The sequence below is a fragment of the Streptomyces sp. NPDC016459 genome (genome assembly GCF_040632845.1).
Lineage (GTDB): Bacteria > Actinomycetota > Actinomycetes > Streptomycetales > Streptomycetaceae > Streptomyces.
Genome location: NZ_JBEYCR010000010.1, coordinates 195824 through 212451, shown reverse-complemented (window position 1 = coordinate 212451; position 16628 = coordinate 195824). Strand labels below are relative to the sequence as shown.

Here is a 16628-nt window from a genome sequence, read left to right as displayed (position 1 = left end):
TCCTGGCCGGGGGCAGTGCTGCGATCCGTACCCGTTCGCCGGGCGGCGCTGCGGTGACGCCGGTGCCCTCACCCGTACGGCCGCGTCTCCCGGGGTGCGGTCGCGCGTCTGAAGGCGGGCGGCCGGGCGGGGGTGGCGTGGCCGGCGACGGTCGCCGTCCGGGGAGGATTCTGGCTCCGGCTCGCGGACGGGCGGGGGGTGCGCCGCCCGCGAGCCGGGGTACTGGGGGTTGCCCGTCAGGCGCGGGCCGCCACGGCGGAGGCCGAACGGGAGGCGCCGGTGGCGAGTGCCGGTTCCGCGCGGACCGGGCCTTCGAGGAGGCGGCGCAGGAGGGCGGTGCCACGGGCGGGGTCGCCCGCGGCGCCGTCGGCGAGGAGCGTCGCGAGGACGGCTATCCGGGCCTGGGCGGCGCGGAGCGTGCCGGTGAGCAGCGCCCCTGCGGCGACGAGGTCGACGGCGCCGCCGCCGGTGTAGATCTCGGCGAGCGGTCCCGCGGGGACCCGGGTGGTCACGGCGACGAGGACGCCCTGGGCGACGGCGTCGGCCACGGCGGCGGCGATCTCGGGGGTGGCGTTGCCCGCGCCGGTCGCTTCGAGGACGATGCCCCGGGCTCCGGCGGCGACGGCCGCGTTCAGCAGGAACGGGTCGCCGTCGGAGTGGTGGCTCACGATGTCGACCCGGGGCAGCGGGACGGGGCCGCGGGCGCCGGGGGTCGCCGTGTGCGCGGCGGCGGGAAGCGGCAGCGGCGTCGGGCGCTCCGGCTGCCGCTCGATGTCGACGCGGGAGAACCCGACGCGGCCGAGTCGGTCGGCCGACGGGTCGGAGAAGGCGTCGGCCGCGAGGGTCTGGCTCTTGACGGTGCCGCGGGCGGCATGGACCCGGCCGTCGAAGACGACGAGGACGCCGAGGTCGCTGACGGTGGAGGCGACCTGGAGCGCGTCGTACAGGTTGCCCGGGCCGTCCCCGTCGCCGGTGCCGAACGGGCGCTGGGCGCCGGTGAGGACAACCGGGCGGACGTCGGTGTGGTGGAGGTCCAGGAGGAAGGCGGTCTCCTCCAGGGTGTCGGTGCCGTGGGTGACCACGATGCCGTCCACGCCGGGGTCGGCGAGGGTCTCGTGGACGGTGCGCAGAAGGGCCAGTTGATGGGCCGCGGTCATGCGCGAGCTGTTGACGTTGAACAGGTCGACGACCTCGACGGTGACGCCCTCGGGGAGGGGGGCGGTGGCCATGACGTCGCTCCCGGAGGCGTCGGCGGCGTAGCCGGTGCCCTGCCAGCGGCTCGCGATCGTGCCGCCGGTGCTGATGACGACGATCCGGCGCGCTCCTCCGTCGTTCGTCCGCTTCATGCCTGCCGTCCTCACTCCGTACCAGAATCGCCTGCGCCGCAACGATAGGGCAGAGGGCGCGCAAGACGATTGCGAAATCAGCCCATGGAATGTTTCATCGTGGTAGATGATTGCGCCATGGACCGAATCGATCTCCATATCTTGCGTGAGCTACAGAACGACGGCCGACTGAGCAACCAGGAGCTGGCCCAGCGGGTCGGGCTCAGCCCGTCACCCTGTCTGCGCCGGGTGCGCCAGCTGGAGCAGGACGGGGTGATCCGGGGTTACCGGGCGATCATCGACCCGGAGGCGGTGGGTCGCGGGTTCGAGGTCCTCGTCTCGGTGGAGGTGCGGCGCGACCGGGAGACGGTGGAGGCTTTCGAGGCCGCCCTGCAGGACGTGCCGGACGTCATCGAGGCGTACCGGCTGTTCGGCAGCCCGGGGTGCCTGCTGCGGATCGCGGTGGCCGACCTCGCGGCGTACGAACGTCTGTGGATCGAGCGCCTGACGACGCTGGCCGGGGTCACCGAGGTCAACTCGCAGATCATCATGAAGCGCATCAAGGAGCCGAAGGGGATGCCGGTGGACGTCCGGGGCGCATGACGCTCACCACTCCCCCACCGGACGGAACTGAGGGCGCGTCAGAGGCTGCGCCGTATACGAGAACGTCACGGAATCGCCTCCTTCTGGATACACGGCCATCCGCACCGCTGTGCGACGCTCCCGGCTACCACACGCAACACGCGTAGAACGCGGAGCCGTTGAGCGGGCTCGGCGTCTCCTCGCGTGCCATCCCCCGGGAAAGGGCACCCCCCATGTCCGTTGCACAGACAGGCCGCTGGAAGGCGTGGGCGGCATCCATAGCCGCCGCACTCGTCACCCTCACCCTTCCGACGGTCACCGCGACTCCGGCGAGCGCCACCACCACCGCGTACGACAGCACGTACTACGAGAACGCGATCGGCAAGACCGGCACGAGCCTCAAGTCCTCGCTGCACACGATCATCAGCAGCCAGAGCCGGATCTCGTACGACGCGGTCTGGAACGCCCTGAAGGTGACCGACCAGGATCCGAACAACTCCGCCAACGTGATCCTGCTGTACAGCGGCACCTCGCGCAGCAAGAGCCTCAGCGGAGGCGACGTCGGCGACTGGAACCGCGAGCACGTGTGGGCGCAGTCCCACGGCAGCTTCGGCACCTCGGCCGGCCCCGGTACCGACCTCCACCATCTGCGCCCCGCGGACGTGCAGGTCAACAGCATCCGCGGCAACAAGGACTTCGACAACGGCGGCAGCGCGGTGAGCGGCGCGCCCGGCAGCTACACGGACAGCGACTCGTTCGAGCCGCGGGACGCGGACAAGGGCGACGTGGCGCGGATGATCCTCTACATGGCCGTCCGTTACGAGGGCGACGACGCCTGGGTCGACCTGGAGCCCAACGAGTCGACCACCAACGGCAGCGTCCGCTTCCACGGGCGGCTCTCGGTCCTGAAGCAGTGGAACGAGCAGGATCCGCCGAGCGCCTTCGAGGAGCGTCGCAACGACCTCATCCACGGCACCTACCAGGGCAACCGGAACCCGTTCATCGACCATCCGGAGTGGGTCGAGGCGATCTGGTAGTCCGACCGCGTCGAACCGCGCCGGAACCGGACGGAGCCGGTCCGGGTGTCCCGCACCCGGACCGGCTCCGCGCACGTCGGCCGTTACGTCTGACCGCTCTCGGCGCCTTCAAACACCAAATGCCGGATGTTCTCAGGGTCTTCGACCGGGCGAAAGACACACCTCAGTCACGTTACACATCCGTTATAAACGGTGACTTCAACCCGTTTTGGTGGGATTTTCATGTGAGGAAGGATACATTCACACCGCACGGACCCTCAGAGCATCTATCACGTCCTGCTGTCCGGAACAACCCCCTGACTCCAGGAAGTTCTGAGATCCACTAGGTAACTTCGGCGCCCATGACCACAGCCCATATGACAGCCCCGGCCCCGGTCGGCGGCCTCGACATCGGCCCCGCCTCGATCGACGACGGCGCCGCGCTCTGGCGGATCGCCCGCGGCTCGGGGGAACTGGATCTCAACTCGCCCTACAGCTACCTGCTGTGGTGCCGTGACTTCGCCGGCACGACCGCCGTCGCCCGTGACGCCGCCGGGCGCCCGGTCGGCTTCGTCACCGGCTACCTGCGGCCCGACGCGCCGGAGACGCTCTTCGTCTGGCAGGTCGCCGTGGAGGGTTCGCACCGCGGAAGCGGGGTAGCCGGAGCCCTGCTCGACGCCCTGACCGCACGGGTCGCGGCCGAGCACGGAGTCAGCCGAGTCGAGGCCACCGTCACCCCGGGGAACCTCGCCTCCGACCGGCTGTTCCGGTCGTACGCGCGTCGGCACGGCGCGGACCTGACGCAGGAGGTGCTGTTCCCTTCGGCCGCCTTCCCCGCGGCAGGACACGAGTCCGAGGTGCTGTACCGCATCGGCCCCCTCGGTCCCCCGGAGTCCTGAGCCGGTCCCAGGGGCCCGAGCCGGTCCCGGAGCCCCGAGCCTGCTCCGGTGTCCTGAACCGGTCCCCGGAGCCCTGAGCCCCTAGCCGGCCCCATGGAACGCACCGGCCCCGGAGCCCCGCAGCGTCCTCCGTCCCGAGCCGTCGTCCGCACCACGTTCCCGAACCACACCTGGAGAAGAGACTCCGTGACCCTGATCGACATCGCCGCCCCCTCCATCTTCGAGGCCCTCGAGTCCGAGGTCCGCAGCTACTGCCGCGCCTGGCCCGTCGTCTTCGAACGCGCCAGTGGCAGCCGGCTGTACGACGAGCACGGGCGTCCGTACCTCGACTTCTTCGCGGGCGCGGGCTCACTCAACTACGGTCACAACAACCCGGTCCTCAAGCGGGCCCTCCTCGACTACCTCGCCGACGACGGCATCACCCACGGTCTCGACATGTCGACGACCGCCAAGCGCGACTTCCTCGAGACCTTCCACGAGACGGTCCTCGAACCCCGCGCCCTGCCGTACAAGGTGATGTTCCCCGGCCCCACCGGCACCAACGCCGTCGAGGCCGCCCTGAAACTCGCCCGCAAGGTCACCGGGCGCCAGACCGTCGTCTCCTTCACCAACGCCTTCCACGGGATGTCGCTCGGCTCGCTGGCCGTCACGGGCAACGCCGCCAAGCGCGCCGGAGCGGGCGTGCCCCTGAACCACGCCATCCGGATGCCCTTCGACGACTACCTGGACGGGCAGGTCCCCGACTTCCTCTGGTTCGAGCGTCTTCTGGGCGACGCGGGCTCGGGTCTCGACCACCCGGCGGCCGTGATCGTCGAGACCGTCCAGGGCGAGGGCGGCATCAACGTCGCACGGGCCGAGTGGCTGCGCGGGCTCGCGGAGCTCTGCCGCCGGCACGACATGCTCCTCATCGTCGACGACATCCAGATGGGCTGCGGGCGCACCGGCGACTTCTTCTCCTTCGAGGAGGCCGGCATCACGCCCGACATCGTCACGCTGTCCAAGTCGATCAGCGGATACGGCCTGCCCATGGCCCTCTGCCTGTTCCGGCAGGAGCTCGACGTGTGGGAGCCCGGCGAGCACAACGGGACCTTCCGCGGCAACAACCCCGCCTTCGTCACCGCCACGGCCGCCCTCGACGCCCACTGGCGCGACGGCGCCCTGCGCGAGCGCACCCTGAGCCGGGCCGGCCGGATGGAGAGCGCCCTCCTCGACCTGTGCGGCACCGACGGGCGCATGGGCGTCTCGGTCCGCGGCCGCGGACTGGTGTGGGGGCTGGAGTTCGCCGACGGGGACCGCGCCGCGGCGGTGTGCCGCCGCGCCTTCGAGACCGGGCTGCTCGTGGAGACGTCGGGTCCGAGCGGTGAGGTGGTCAAGCTGCTGCCGCCGCTGACCGCGACGGACGAGGACCTCGACGAGGGCCTCGGCATCCTGGCCCGTTCCGTCCGCCACACCGCCTGACCCCCACCGGGGCCGGCACCGAGCACGCACGAGCACGCACCGAAAGGCGACACCCCATGATCGTCCGTTCCTTCGACGAGCTGGAGAACACCGAGCGGCATGTGAAGGCCGCCTCGGGCACCTGGGAGAGCAAGCGCATCGTCCTGGCCCGCGAGCGGGTCGGCTTCTCCCTCCACGAGACGGTGCTTTACGCCGGCACCGAGACGTCCATGTGGTACGCGCACCACGTCGAGGCCGTCGTCTGCACGGCGGGCGAGGCCGAGCTCACCGACCACGAGACGGGCCGTACGTACATGATCGTGCCGGGCACGATGTACCTGCTCGACGGGCATGAGCGCCACACCCTCAAGGTCAAGCAGGACTTCCGCTGCCTCTGCGTCTTCAACCCGCCCGTCACCGGCCGCGAGGACCACGACGAGAACGGCGTCTACCCCCTGCTCACCGAGCCGGACGAGTCCGTCCGCGAGGAGAGCTGAGCCACGGCACGCGACCGGACGACCGAACGAACCCGTACAGGAAGGAAGCACACTCCCTCATGACCTCCGCACCCACCCGCCCCGTCGACCTCTACCCCACCCGTGGCCCCAAGGAGCAGCTGATCGGGCGCAAGGACCCCGTCGTGTGGTCCGAGCCCGGTACGGCGGGGCCGTTCTGGGCCCGTGAACTGGAGGAGTACGACCGCGACGGATTCGTCACGGTGGAGGAACTCGTGGCTCCGCACGAGGTCGACGAGCTCCGTGCGGAGCTGGACCGGCTCGTCACCGATCCCGCCGTACGGGCGGACGAGCGGGCGATCGTCGAGCCCAGCTCCCAGGAGATACGTTCCGTCTTCGAGGTGCACCGGATCAGCGAGGTCTTCGCCCGGCTGGCCGAGGATCCGCGGATCGTGGGACGCGCCCGCCAGATCCTGGGCTCGGACGTCTACGTCCACCAGTCGCGGGTCAACGTCAAGCCCGGTTTCGGCGCCAGCGGCTTCTACTGGCACTCCGACTTCGAGACCTGGCACGCCGAGGACGGCCTGCCGAGGATGCGGACCGTCTCGGTCTCGATCGCACTGACCCCGAACCACACCACCAACGGCAGTCTGATGATCATGCCGGGTTCGCACCGCACCTTCCTGGGCTGCGCCGGTGCCACGCCCCAGGACAACTACAAGAAGTCCCTGCAGATGCAGGACGCCGGCACGCCGTCCGACGATGCGCTGGCCACCTTCGCCGAGGCCTGCGGCATCCGCCACTTCACCGGTCCCGCGGGCTCCGCCACCTGGTTCGACTGCAACGCCCTGCACGGGTCGGGCGACAACATCACCCCGTACCCCCGGAGCAATGTGTTCCTCGTCTTCAACAGTGTCGAGAACCAGCCCGAAGCCCCCTTCGCGGCCCCGGTCCGGCGGCCCTCCTTCATCGCAACGCGCCGGTGAGGACGTCCGCTGCCGAGAACTGAGAGTGGTGTACGGCCCGGCGGGGAAGCCGGGCCGTACACCCCTCTCGGCCGTCGATCCCGGTCGTGCTCCGCGGTCGTGGACGGCAGCGGTCCGACTCAGTCGTCGGCGCTCGGCACGGCCAGGCCCTCGCGAAGCCGGTCGAGGCTCCGGGCCAGGAGTCGCGAGACGTGCATCTGCGAGATGCCGAGCTTCTCCCCGATCTGCGTCTGGGTCAGCTCCTCGACGAAGCGGAGGTGCAGCAGCACCCGGTCGCGTTCCTCGAGCGCCCCCACGAGCGGGGCGAGGGCGTGGAAGTCCTCGAACAGCTCGATCGCCGGGTCCTCCCGGCCGAGGATGTCGGCCAGAGCGGCGTCGTCGTCCTCGCTCTCGGGTCCGCCGAGCGTGGCGTCCAGAGAGGTGGAGTTGTAGCCGTTGGCGGCCACCTGGGCCTCGACGACCTCCTCCTCGGACAGGTTCATGAGCGGCGCCAGCTCCGCCGCGCGGGGTGCCCGGCCGAGCCGCGAACTCAGCTCGTCGGTCGCCTTCGCGAGCTCGACCCGCGCCTCCTGGAGCCGACGGGGGACGTGCACCGCCCAGGTGGTGTCGCGGAAGAACCGCTTGATCTCCCCCACGATGTACGGCACGGCGAAGGTGGCGAACTCCACCTCGCGCGAGAGGTCGAAGCGGTCGATCGCCTTGATCAGGCCGACCATGCCGACCTGGACGATGTCCTCCATCTCGTCGCCCCGCGCGCGGAACCGCCCCGCCGCGTACCGCACCAGCGACATGTTCATCTCGATCAGCGTGTTCCGGACGTACTGATGCCCTTCCGTGCCCTCCTCCCGCGCCGCGAGTTCGCGGAAGAACACCTTCGACAGGGCCCGCGCGTCCTGCGGCGGCAGTCGGTGCGGTGCGTCGAGAACCGGCAGGTCCTCACGCGTACCGCTCATCACGTACGTCGTCATCGCCTCGGCCGGCTGGGTCCGCACGGGCACAACCTCCTCCTGCTGGCGGTCGGTTCAGCGGTCCTGGTTCTCGTACCCCCGCTTCCCGCAGGCACTCCTCGCCCGTTTCGCCTACTTTCGCCGGAGGGCCGGGGGCATCAGGGCGGGCGGAACGGGCAGGCGAATTCTGTCACCTGATGACGAACCAGGAAGAAAGGGGCCTCGTGATGAACACCTGGAGCGACACCCTGTCCCGGGCGCCCGGAGCGGACCCGCACGGTACGGGGTACGGCGGCTCGTCCCCGGTCCGTACCCCGGCTCAGGCTCGGCTGCTCGTCCGCCACGCACTCGCGGCCCTCGGCCCTCTGCATCCTGCCCAGGTCGAGGATCTGCTCCTCGTGACCTCGGAGTTGGTCACGAACGCGCTCCGCCACGGCGGCGGGGTCACCGACTTCGGGATCCAGGTGGGGCCGAACCGTGTGACCGTGTCCGTGGCCGACGCCAGCGGGGTCTCCCCGCTGTACCAGCTGCGCGACGAGCTGCGTCCCGGCGGCTTCGGCTGGCCGATCGTGCTGCGGCTGTGCCGTGAGGTGTCCGTGGACAACCGCCCGGACGGCAAGACCATCCACGCGACGGTGACGATCGACCGATGAGCCGCACGCCCCGGGAGAGGCCCGGACGCCGCACACCCCGGCTGAGACCCGACGGCCGCACGCCCCGGGCGGGAACCGGACGCCGCAGACCGCGGGAGAGACCTCTGCATCACGAAGGAGGGGTGGCCACGCCGTTCGCGTGGCCACCCCTCCTGCGTCCGCGGGGAACCGCCCTGTACGGACGGTCACCGGCTCAGAGAAGGTCTCGTCGGTCGTTCTCCGCCACCGTGGTGGTGGTCGGCGGGACCACGAGCCGACGCCGCCTCAGGATGCTGGTGTAGACCGCCGTTCCGATGATGCCGACGGCCATGAGGATCAGACCGACAAGATCGAGGTTGACCCCGTCGACCTGCCAGTCGGACGCGAACGTGAGAATGGCCCCGACCGCGATCAGGATGATGCACACTCCCAGACCCATGATTCCTCCCTAGTGGGTGAGATGGGCATCGGATACCCCGGTCCTTCCACCTCATCCCCGGCTCGTGGCCTGGGGCTCGCCGCCGAGAGGCCGGGTACCCCGGTTTTGGATTGTCGGAGGATCATCAATACGATCCGGCGATGATCACGAGAAAACGGTTGGCGACAGGGGCCTGCGCCCTGTTCGCCGCCCTGAGCGTCGCGCTCCTGCCGACCGGCGCCGCCGCCGACGAGCCGGTGGCGAAGGAATCCCCCAAGGTCGAGCTGGTCCTCGACGTCAGCGGCTCCATGCGCGCCAAGGACATCGACGGCACGTCCCGGATGGCCGCGGCCAAGCAGGCCTTCAACGAGGTACTGGACGCCGTACCCGAGGAGGTTCAGCTGGGCATCCGCACACTGGGCGCCGACTACCCGGGGCCGGACCGCAAGCGCGGTTGCAAGGACACCCGCCAGCTCTACCCGGTCGGTCCGCTGGACCGGACCGAGGCGAAGACCGCCGTGGCCACGCTCGCCCCGACCGGCTGGACCCCGATTGGCCCCGCCCTCCTCGGCGCGGCCGAGGACCTGGAGGGCGGCGACGCCACCCGCAGGATCGTGCTCATCACGGACGGCGAGGACACCTGCGCCCCGCTCGACCCCTGCCAGGTTGCGCGGGAGATCGCGGCGAAGGGCATCCACCTCGTCATCGACACCCTGGGACTCGTGCCGGACGCCAAGACCCGGCAGCAGCTCACCTGCATCGCGGAGGCGACCGGAGGCACGTACACCTCCGTCCACCGCACCGAGGACCTCTCCCGCCGGGTCCGGCAGCTGATCGACCGCGCCGCCGACCCGGTCGTCACGCCCGTGGCCACCGAGGGCTCCGTGCGCTGCGCCGACGCGCCGCAGCTCAAGCCCGGCCTGTACACCGACCGCGAGTCCTTCGGCCAGCACCGCTGGTACCGGGTGGACCTGCTGCCCGGTCAGGAGCTGCGCGCCTCCGTCAGCGTGTCGGCCGACCGGGCCGTCCACAACGACTACGGGGTGCTGCTTCGCGCCGTCACCCGGCACGGCAGGGAGATCGTGCGCGGCTCCGAGGCGGGCGACGGGCGCACCGACGTCATCTCGACCGGTCTGCGCTACCCGAAGCCGGAACGCGACGACGTGGTGGACGGGTCGGGGGACGCCAAGCCTGCCCCCGAGACGGTCTGCCTCCAGGTCAGTAACTCCTTCTCCGCTCCGCCGTCGGTCAGGACGACGCCGGGCATGCCGATCGAGCTGACGGTGGACATCGTCGACGGCCCGTCAGGTGCCTCGGACGTGGCCTCGTTCGGTCTCGGCCGCGGCTGGTGGCTGCTCGGCTCGCTGGTGCTCGTCGGGTTCGTGGCCGGTCTGCTCTGGGGCTGGCTGACCCGCTGGCGCGTCGCTGTCTGGAGGACCCACTGATGCGTACCGTACGCATGCTCGCCGCGGCCGCGCTCACGGGCGCCGCTCTTCTCGGGCTCGCCGCTCCGGCCGCCCTGGCCGACTCCCCGTCCGCCACGGCGGACCCGGGCGCGGACACCCGGTCCACGGCCGGGCCGACGGAGGCCGGCACCACCTTCCGTACCGCCGCCCGGATCCTTCCGGGGCAGCACGCCACCGCCCGGGCGGCCACGGGCGACTACCTGTACTGGGTGTTCCCCGCGGACACCGGTCAGCGCCCGACGGTGAGCGCCGCCGTCACGCTGCCCGACACGGCCCTGCGGCACGGGCCGACGACCTGGCGGGTCGATGTGTACGACGGGCTGCGGCGCCGGCAGCCGTGCATGTACGGGACGCAGTCCCGTACGGCGGCCAAGGAGACCGCGACCGTGGAACTCGCCTGTGTGCTGCGGCCGGTCCGCGCCGCGGCCGACGCCTGGGCGAACGACCCGCTGCCGGGCAGCTACTACGTCCGGCTGACCGTCACGGGGCTCGCGGAGGAGGACCTCGGCCGGCCCTTCTCCGCAGGGGTCGGGGTGACTCTCCTCGACGAGGGCGGCGCCCACGCCTCGGACGGCGCGCTCGCCGCGCCCCTCGTGCCGGGGGCGACGACCGCCGACCAGGCGGAGGCCGACGCCGACGCGGGTCGGCCCTCGGCCGTCGAGGCCGCGGCCCCCGAGGACGGCTGGTCCTCCGGCTGGTGGTCCGACCGCTGGCTGTGGACCGCGGCGGGCGGTGTACTCGCCGCGCTCGCGGGCATCGGCGGCTATGTGCTCACGCGCGGCGCGGGACGCCCGTCCCGGGTCCCCCCGGCCGTCTGACGGGCTCGCGCGGAAGGGCCCCCATCGCCTCGGCGCGGTGGGGGCCTTCGTGCGCGGTGGCAGGACCGGTCCGCCTCACCGGCGGGCGGGGAGTCCATGGACGCGGGCGCCGGTCACGAGGGCCACCACCGCCAGGAACAGGACGAGCACGGTCCGGGGCGGGCTCGTCCGCCCGACGCGGAACCGGGACGCGGTGGCGGAGTACCTGGACACGGTACGGGCGAACCCGGCACCGGCGGAGGCGTAGGCGTAGGCGCCCCTGCCGCATGGCGAGACGCGGCCTACCGGGGGACGAGACGCGGACGCCTGCGGCTCCGTCGCCTCCGCCCGGCGGTGCGGGCCCCGAGCGGAGCGCGTGAGCGGAGGTGGGTGCGGGAGAGGCGGGCGCGCTGGCCGCCGCCCGCGATCAGGGCGTTGACGGACACCATCGGGTCGCCGCCCACCGGCCTGGCGAGCAGCGCCCCGACCACCAGCGGGCCGAGGGCGACCGCGAGGGCCGTGCCGGTGGTGGTGACGTGCTGGAGCGGGCGGATGCGCCGCGCGTCGGAGGTCATGGTCCCATTCCAGCAGCGGGAGGCGGTCGCCGTATCGGTCGTCGTACTCAGACGCGCGCGGCGGGCTACTCAGCCGTGTCACGCGGCCGGGGGCGGGCGGGGCCGGGCGGTCAGGGGATGCTGGGGCGGGCGTCCGTACCGTACGGGCGCGCACCGACGACGAAGGAGACCGCCGCCATGGCCGATTACCGGATCGAGACCGTCCGCACCGGGTACCGGAACTGGACCGCCCGTAACGACCGGGGCGCTGAGGTCCGGATGGCCGCGGCGGACGACGCCGACGCCCAGCCGTCGTTCACGCCGGTCGAGTTGCTGCTCGCGGCGATGGGCGGCTGCGGAGGACTCGTCGTGGACCGGACCGCGCGGGCCGTGGACCACGACGGTCTGCGGATCGTGGTGGAGTCGGTCTCCGGTCCCGAGGACGACGGCCGGGTGGGCCGGATCCGGGTGAGTTACGAGTTCGAGCTGCCGGACAACAACCCGCGGGCGGCCGAGGTGTTCGCCCGCGGGGTGCGCCTGACGCACGAGAAGTTCTGCACGGTGAGCAGGACCGTGGAGCACGGCGCGCGCGTGGAGGCGGTCCTGCCGGACGGCACGGTCGGCTTCGAGGGCTGACGGCCGCCGTCGGGCTCACTCCTCGATCGCGCCGCCGATCCGGCGCAGATGCTGCCGGAAGGTGTACGAGGGGTCCTCGGCCCGGGCCGCCAGATAGGCGTCGAACCGGGTCTGCGCGCGGAGGGTCTCCCCCGTCCTGATCCGGCGGGCCTGCTCGCGCTCCGTGTCATGGAGGGTGCGGGCGGCCTCCAGGACGGCGGCCGCCCGGTCGGCCGCCACGAACAGCACGCCGTCGTCGTCGCCGAACACCACGTCGGCGGCGGTCACCCGGTGGTCGCCGAAGCGGGCGGTGCTGAGCGCGTCCGGGTCCCGGGGATCGACCCGTACGGGGCCGGGGGCGTGACGTCCGTAGGAGAAGACGGGCAGCCCGATCTCCACGAGGTCGGGGGTGTCCCGGTGCAGGCCCCAGACGACGAGCCCGGAGACGCTCGCTGCCTCGGCCTCCAGGACGGCGAGGTCGCCGATGCAGGCCTCGTCGTCGCGGCCGGCGTTGTCGATGACGAGGACGTCTCCCGGCCCGGCGTGCGCGAAGGCCTCCAGGAAGACGTCGACGCTTCCGTAGTGCCGGGCGGGCAGCGCCCGGCCGGCGACGCGCATCCCGGGGGCGACGGGGAGGATCCCGGCGGGCGCCGCGCGCAGCGGTTCCCCGAGGCGTACGCAGGCGTCGGCGACGAGCGGCGTGGAGAGGTCGGCGAAGTCCTTCAGCATCGGGCGTTCCGTTCTGTGACGGGTGCGGCGGGCTGCGCGATCGTACCGGGCGGGGGTTTCCGGAGGGGCGGGACAGCGACTCCCCCCTCCCGCCGTACCCGGCCCGCCGCCCACCGTCTCTCGCCTCTGCCCTCCGCCGTCCGTCCGCCGCCTCTCGCCCCCGCCCGCCGTCCCCCGCCTCCGTCCTCCGTCCTCCGTCCGCTTCCGGAAATGCGGGCGAGGCCGTGCATTCCTACCATGAGGTGACATATCTCCCTGTGTGTCCGGGGCACCCCGCGGAGTGCTGCCCGGGGCGGAACCGGAGCGAGGGACCATGACCGCAGAGGACGCCGCGCCGCAGGAACGGAACCCGGGCCTGAAGGCGAACGCGATCGGCTTCGTCGACGCCCTCGTCATCGGGCTCAACTCGACCTCACCCGCCTACTCCCTGGCGGCTGTCATCGGCCCGATCGTCGCCCTCGTCGGGATCTACGCCCCCGGCGTGATGTTCGCGTCCTTCGTACCGATGCTGTTCATCGCGTCGGCGTTCTACTACCTGAACAAGGTGGACCAGGACTGCGGCACGACGTTCTCCTGGGTCACGCGCGCCATGGGGCCCTGGGCCGGCTGGCTCGGGGGCTGGGCCATCGCGATGACCGGCGTCCTGGTCGTCGGCTCGCTCGCGGACGTGGCCGTGAGCTTCGGGCTGCTCGCCGTCGGCCTGGACAGCTGGGTGGACAACGCCTTCGTACGGCAGTCGCTCACGGTGCTCCTCATCCTGGTGATGACGGCCGTCTGCGTCATCGGAACGGAGCTGTCGGCCAAGGTGCAGAACGTCCTGATCCTGGCGCAGGTCGCCTTCCTACTGGTCTTCGTCGTGGTGGCGCTGTACCGGGTGTACGCGGGCACGAGCACGTACGACTCCGTCGAACCCTCCCTCGGATGGCTGAACCCCTTCGGCGCGGGAGGCGCGGCGCTGACCGGCGGGCTGCTGCTCGGCGTGTTCATCTACTGGGGCTGGGAGTCGGCCGTGAACCTCACCGAGGAGGTGGAGGACTCCGCGTCCGCCCCCGGCAGGGCGGGGGTGTGGTCGACCGTCATCCTCCTCGTCACGTACGTCTCCGTCGGGTTCGCGGTCGTCGCCTTCGCCGGTCCGGCGTTCCTGGCGGAGAACGCGGGCGAGGAGGAGTTCCTCTTCGCCCAGCTGGCCACGGACGTGCTGGGCGGCTGGGACTGGGTCCTGCTCCTCGCCGTCGCCACGTCCGCCGTCGCCTCCACCCAGACGACGATCATCCCGGCCTCGCGCACCGCCCTCTCCATGGCCCGCCGCCGCGCGCTGCCCGCGCACTACGCGCACGTCAGTCCGCGCTTCCGTACCCCCGACGTGAGTACGTGGTGGGTCGCCGGCATCGCCATCGCCTGGTACCTCGTGGTGAACCAGATCAGCGCCAACGCCCTCCTGGACTCCCTGACCGCACTCTCGTTGCTCATCGCGTTCTACTACGCGCTCACGGGCGTCGCCTGCGCGGTGTACCACCGGCGGCACCTCACCGAGAGCGTCCACAACTTCCTGCTCATCGGCCTCGGCCCGCTCGTCGGTGCCGGACTCCTGACGTGGCTCCTGGTGAGGTCGGTGGTGGACATGTCCGATCCCGCGAACTCGTACAGCGGCACCTCGTGGTTCGGCCTGGGGCCACCGCTCGTCATCGGGATCGGCATCGCCCTCACCGGGGTGCTCGTCATGATCGTGTGGCGGTTGAGGTCACCCGCGTTCTGGCGGGAACGCCCGGGGGTGGCCGACCCCGATCTGGTCCGTGGCAAGGAGCGCTGAGATGACGGTCGTCCTCGGGTTCGACGAGTCCCCCGGCGCCCAGCGCGCCCTGCGCATCGCGATCGAGGTGGCCGCCGCCTTCGACGAGCGCCTCGTCCTCGTCTACGGGGCGGCGGCGCCCGGTCCCACCGGCGAGGAGTACAGGTCCCACCACGAGGCCATCCGCCAGGCCGGGCGCGCCGGCTTGCAGCAGGCGGTCGCGGCGGCCGACCGGGCGGGCGTGCCGACCGTCGTCGAGGTGCTCGACGCGAAGCCCGCGCAGGCCCTCATCGACGCGGCGAGCCGTCACGCGGCCCGGGTCATCGTGGTGGGCAGCTGGGGCGAGAGCCCGATGCGCGGTGCGCTGCTCGGTTCCACGCCCCACAAACTCCTCCACATGTCGACGGTGCCGGTGCTCTGCGTCCCGCCGGAGACGTGACCGGTCAGGGCCTCAGTCGAGCCAGAGCCCGCGCACCGGGCCCAGCGGGTCCGCCTCGATCCGGGGCTCCGCGTCCCAGATCATCGTGGCGCGTCCCTCGCGGGTGTAGCGCGGCCAGTCGGTGCCCGGGTCCTGGTCGGTCACGAAGGCGACCCACGCCCGGTGCAGGGCGTCGGCGAGCGCGCGCGGCGGCTCCTCGCCCGCGACGGCGGGGACGCCTTCGGCGTCGAGGAGGTCGAAGGCGAACGGCAGGTCGAGACAGTGGACGGCGAGCCCGGCGGCCGGGGACCGCCAGGCGAACTCGTAGAGCCAGGTGGGGCGCTCGCGCGCGGCACGCGCCTCCGCGACGGCGAGGTTCGGGGCGCGGAAGGTGGCATCGGTCAGCGCCTGGCCGAAGAGCCGCTCGGCACCGCCCGTCTCGTACGCCTCGGCGAAGGCTCCGGTCCTGGCGGGATCGAGGCCGAGTGCGCCGAGCAGTACGGGCAGGGGCGGGCCCTCGGGGCCGGGCCCGGGGAACATCGTGAACTCGTGCTCGGTGAAGCCGAGCATCAGCGGGACGTCGGCGCCCGCGTCTCCCGTCGTGAGCGCGTCGAGAGTGGGGCCGGGGATCAGCTCGCCGTCGGCGAAGGGGGCGAGGACCAGCATCGGCGGCAGACCCTCACGGTCCGGTCCCGGCTCCCCCAGGCGGTCCTGGAGGACGAGGAGTTCGTCGTCGCCGAGGTCACGGAGAGCGGCTGCCGTGGCCGGCACGCCGGTGCGGGAGGTGAGGAGGCGGGAGACGGCCCGGGCCACCTCGGGGCCGTCGGGGCGGAGAACCGCGCCGGAGACGGACAGCGCGCCCCGGAACAGGCCCCGGGCGGCGGGGACGGCGAGCAGGGTCTGGACGGCGCCGCCGCCCGCCGACTGCCCAGCGACGGTGACCTTGGCCGGGTCGCCGCCGAAGGCCGCGATGTTGTCCCGGACCCACTCGAGAGCGGCGATCCAGTCCCGTACGCCCCGGTTGTCGGGGGCGTCCTCCAGATGCAGGAAACCCTCGATGCCGAGCCGGTAGCCGAGCGAGACGAGCACGACGCCGTCCCGGTTGAAGGCGGCTCCGTCGTACCAGGGACTGGCCGCCGAACCGGCGACGTAGCCGCCGCCGTGGATCCACACGAGGACGGGCAGGGCGGCGGCCGGGTCGGCGTCGGGGGTGAAGACGTTCAGGTTGAGGACTCCCGCCCCCGGGACGGAGGGCTCGGGGATGGTGGTGACCTCGGCGAAGGGACGGCGCTGGGCGGTCGGCCCGTACGCGGTGGCGTCCAGCGGCTCCGACCACGCCTCCGGCGGTACGGGGGCGGCGAAACGGAGATCGCCCACGGGCGGTCGCGCGTACGGGATGCCGAGGAAGCGGAGGCTGCCGTCGGCGCGGCGCTCACCCCGGACGGGCCCTCGGGCGGTGGTCACGGTGGTGCCTGCGGTGCTCATGATGGCTGCTCCTTCTCGAGCGGTGCACGCGGGGCCGGGGGCCGGGAGAAGAGCGTGTCACGCTCGATTTACACGTGT

General features: G+C 72.1%; 19 protein-coding genes. 12 read left to right on the top strand and 7 right to left on the bottom strand.

Translation table 11 applies throughout. From position 1 onward, the window contains the following. Positions 1 to 236: 236 nt before the first annotated feature. Positions 237 to 1346 carry an asparaginase gene (locus tag ABZ567_RS23845; RefSeq protein ID WP_360793146.1) on the bottom strand — a complete coding sequence of 370 codons (1110 nt, stop codon included), beginning with the start codon at positions 1344 to 1346 and terminating at the stop codon, positions 237 to 239. Between the two features lie 117 nt (positions 1347 to 1463). On the opposite strand from ABZ567_RS23845, the gene ABZ567_RS23840 reads away from it, so the two are divergent. The 6 genes from ABZ567_RS23840 (at position 1464) to thpD (ending at position 6700) form a co-directional block, all read left to right on the top strand. Then, positions 1464 to 1928 (top strand): Lrp/AsnC family transcriptional regulator, encoded by a 465-nt coding sequence (locus tag ABZ567_RS23840; protein WP_360793144.1) that lies wholly within the window; start codon positions 1464 to 1466, stop codon positions 1926 to 1928. 212 nt (positions 1929 to 2140) lie between these two features. Next, complete coding sequence (locus ABZ567_RS23835) at positions 2141 to 2944, top strand: endonuclease (protein ID WP_360793142.1); 804 nt, start codon at positions 2141 to 2143, stop codon at positions 2942 to 2944. A gap of 356 nt (positions 2945 to 3300) precedes the next feature. Continuing rightward, positions 3301 to 3822 (top strand): diaminobutyrate acetyltransferase, encoded by a 522-nt coding sequence (gene ectA, locus ABZ567_RS23830; protein ID WP_360793233.1) that lies wholly within the window; start codon positions 3301 to 3303, stop codon positions 3820 to 3822. Between the two features lie 192 nt (positions 3823 to 4014). After that, on the top strand, positions 4015 to 5280 hold the full coding sequence (gene ectB, locus ABZ567_RS23825; RefSeq protein ID WP_360793231.1) for a diaminobutyrate--2-oxoglutarate transaminase: 1266 nt from the start codon (positions 4015 to 4017) through the stop codon (positions 5278 to 5280). A gap of 56 nt (positions 5281 to 5336) precedes the next feature. Further along, positions 5337 to 5756 carry an ectoine synthase gene (locus tag ABZ567_RS23820; protein ID WP_360793140.1) on the top strand — a complete coding sequence of 140 codons (420 nt, stop codon included), beginning with the start codon at positions 5337 to 5339 and terminating at the stop codon, positions 5754 to 5756. A 59-nt stretch (positions 5757 to 5815) separates the two neighbouring features. Beyond that, entirely contained in the window at positions 5816 to 6700 is an 885-nt protein-coding gene (gene thpD / locus ABZ567_RS23815; protein ID WP_360793138.1) for an ectoine hydroxylase, read from the top strand. Positions 6701 to 6819: 119 nt separating this feature from the next. On the opposite strand, the gene ABZ567_RS23810 is transcribed toward thpD, so the two are convergent. Next, a complete protein-coding gene (locus ABZ567_RS23810) occupies positions 6820 to 7653 on the bottom strand; it encodes an RNA polymerase sigma factor SigF (protein WP_360793229.1) in 834 nt (277 codons plus the stop codon). A gap of 191 nt (positions 7654 to 7844) precedes the next feature. On the opposite strand from ABZ567_RS23810, the gene ABZ567_RS23805 reads away from it, so the two are divergent. Next, entirely contained in the window at positions 7845 to 8300 is a 456-nt protein-coding gene (locus ABZ567_RS23805) for an ATP-binding protein (protein WP_360793136.1), read from the top strand. 193 nt (positions 8301 to 8493) lie between these two features. On the opposite strand, the gene ABZ567_RS23800 is transcribed toward ABZ567_RS23805, so the two are convergent. Further along, positions 8494 to 8718 carry a DUF6458 family protein gene (locus ABZ567_RS23800; RefSeq protein ID WP_360793134.1) on the bottom strand — a complete coding sequence of 75 codons (225 nt, stop codon included), beginning with the start codon at positions 8716 to 8718 and terminating at the stop codon, positions 8494 to 8496. 140 nt (positions 8719 to 8858) lie between these two features. Here ABZ567_RS23800 and ABZ567_RS23795 point away from each other — a divergent pair, with 140 nt between their 5' ends. Together ABZ567_RS23795 and ABZ567_RS23790 are read left to right on the top strand one after the other, a co-directional pair. After that, a complete protein-coding gene (locus tag ABZ567_RS23795) occupies positions 8859 to 10142 on the top strand; it encodes a VWA domain-containing protein (RefSeq protein ID WP_360793132.1) in 1284 nt (427 codons plus the stop codon). After that, entirely contained in the window at positions 10142 to 10981 is an 840-nt protein-coding gene (locus tag ABZ567_RS23790) for a hypothetical protein (protein WP_360793130.1), read from the top strand. Before ABZ567_RS23795 ends, ABZ567_RS23790 begins: the two co-directional genes overlap by 1 nt. Before the next feature lie 75 nt (positions 10982 to 11056). On the opposite strand, the gene ABZ567_RS23785 is transcribed toward ABZ567_RS23790, so the two are convergent. Together ABZ567_RS23785 and ABZ567_RS23780 are read right to left on the bottom strand one after the other, a co-directional pair. Further along, entirely contained in the window at positions 11057 to 11194 is a 138-nt protein-coding gene (locus ABZ567_RS23785) for a hypothetical protein (RefSeq protein WP_360793128.1), read from the bottom strand. A gap of 68 nt (positions 11195 to 11262) precedes the next feature. Beyond that, positions 11263 to 11535 carry a hypothetical protein gene (locus tag ABZ567_RS23780; RefSeq protein ID WP_360793126.1) on the bottom strand — a complete coding sequence of 91 codons (273 nt, stop codon included), beginning with the start codon at positions 11533 to 11535 and terminating at the stop codon, positions 11263 to 11265. 177 nt (positions 11536 to 11712) lie between these two features. Here ABZ567_RS23780 and ABZ567_RS23775 point away from each other — a divergent pair, with 177 nt between their 5' ends. Continuing rightward, entirely contained in the window at positions 11713 to 12150 is a 438-nt protein-coding gene (locus ABZ567_RS23775) for an OsmC family protein (RefSeq protein ID WP_360793124.1), read from the top strand. Between the two features lie 15 nt (positions 12151 to 12165). Here the strand turns inward: ABZ567_RS23775 and ABZ567_RS23770 are convergent, their stop codons facing one another. Next, positions 12166 to 12858 (bottom strand): RraA family protein, encoded by a 693-nt coding sequence (locus ABZ567_RS23770; RefSeq protein WP_360793122.1) that lies wholly within the window; start codon positions 12856 to 12858, stop codon positions 12166 to 12168. Positions 12859 to 13171: 313 nt separating this feature from the next. Between ABZ567_RS23770 and ABZ567_RS23765 the strand changes: the two genes are divergently transcribed. Both ABZ567_RS23765 and ABZ567_RS23760 read left to right on the top strand, forming a co-directional pair. Continuing rightward, positions 13172 to 14668, top strand: coding sequence for an APC family permease (locus ABZ567_RS23765; protein ID WP_360793120.1), 1497 nt, complete (start codon positions 13172 to 13174; stop codon positions 14666 to 14668). A 1-nt stretch (position 14669) separates the two neighbouring features. Then, on the top strand, positions 14670 to 15086 hold the full coding sequence (locus ABZ567_RS23760; RefSeq protein ID WP_360793118.1) for a universal stress protein: 417 nt from the start codon (positions 14670 to 14672) through the stop codon (positions 15084 to 15086). A 12-nt stretch (positions 15087 to 15098) separates the two neighbouring features. Here the strand turns inward: ABZ567_RS23760 and ABZ567_RS23755 are convergent, their stop codons facing one another. Then, a complete protein-coding gene (locus ABZ567_RS23755) occupies positions 15099 to 16550 on the bottom strand; it encodes a carboxylesterase family protein (protein WP_360793116.1) in 1452 nt (483 codons plus the stop codon). Positions 16551 to 16628: the final 78 nt, after the last annotated feature.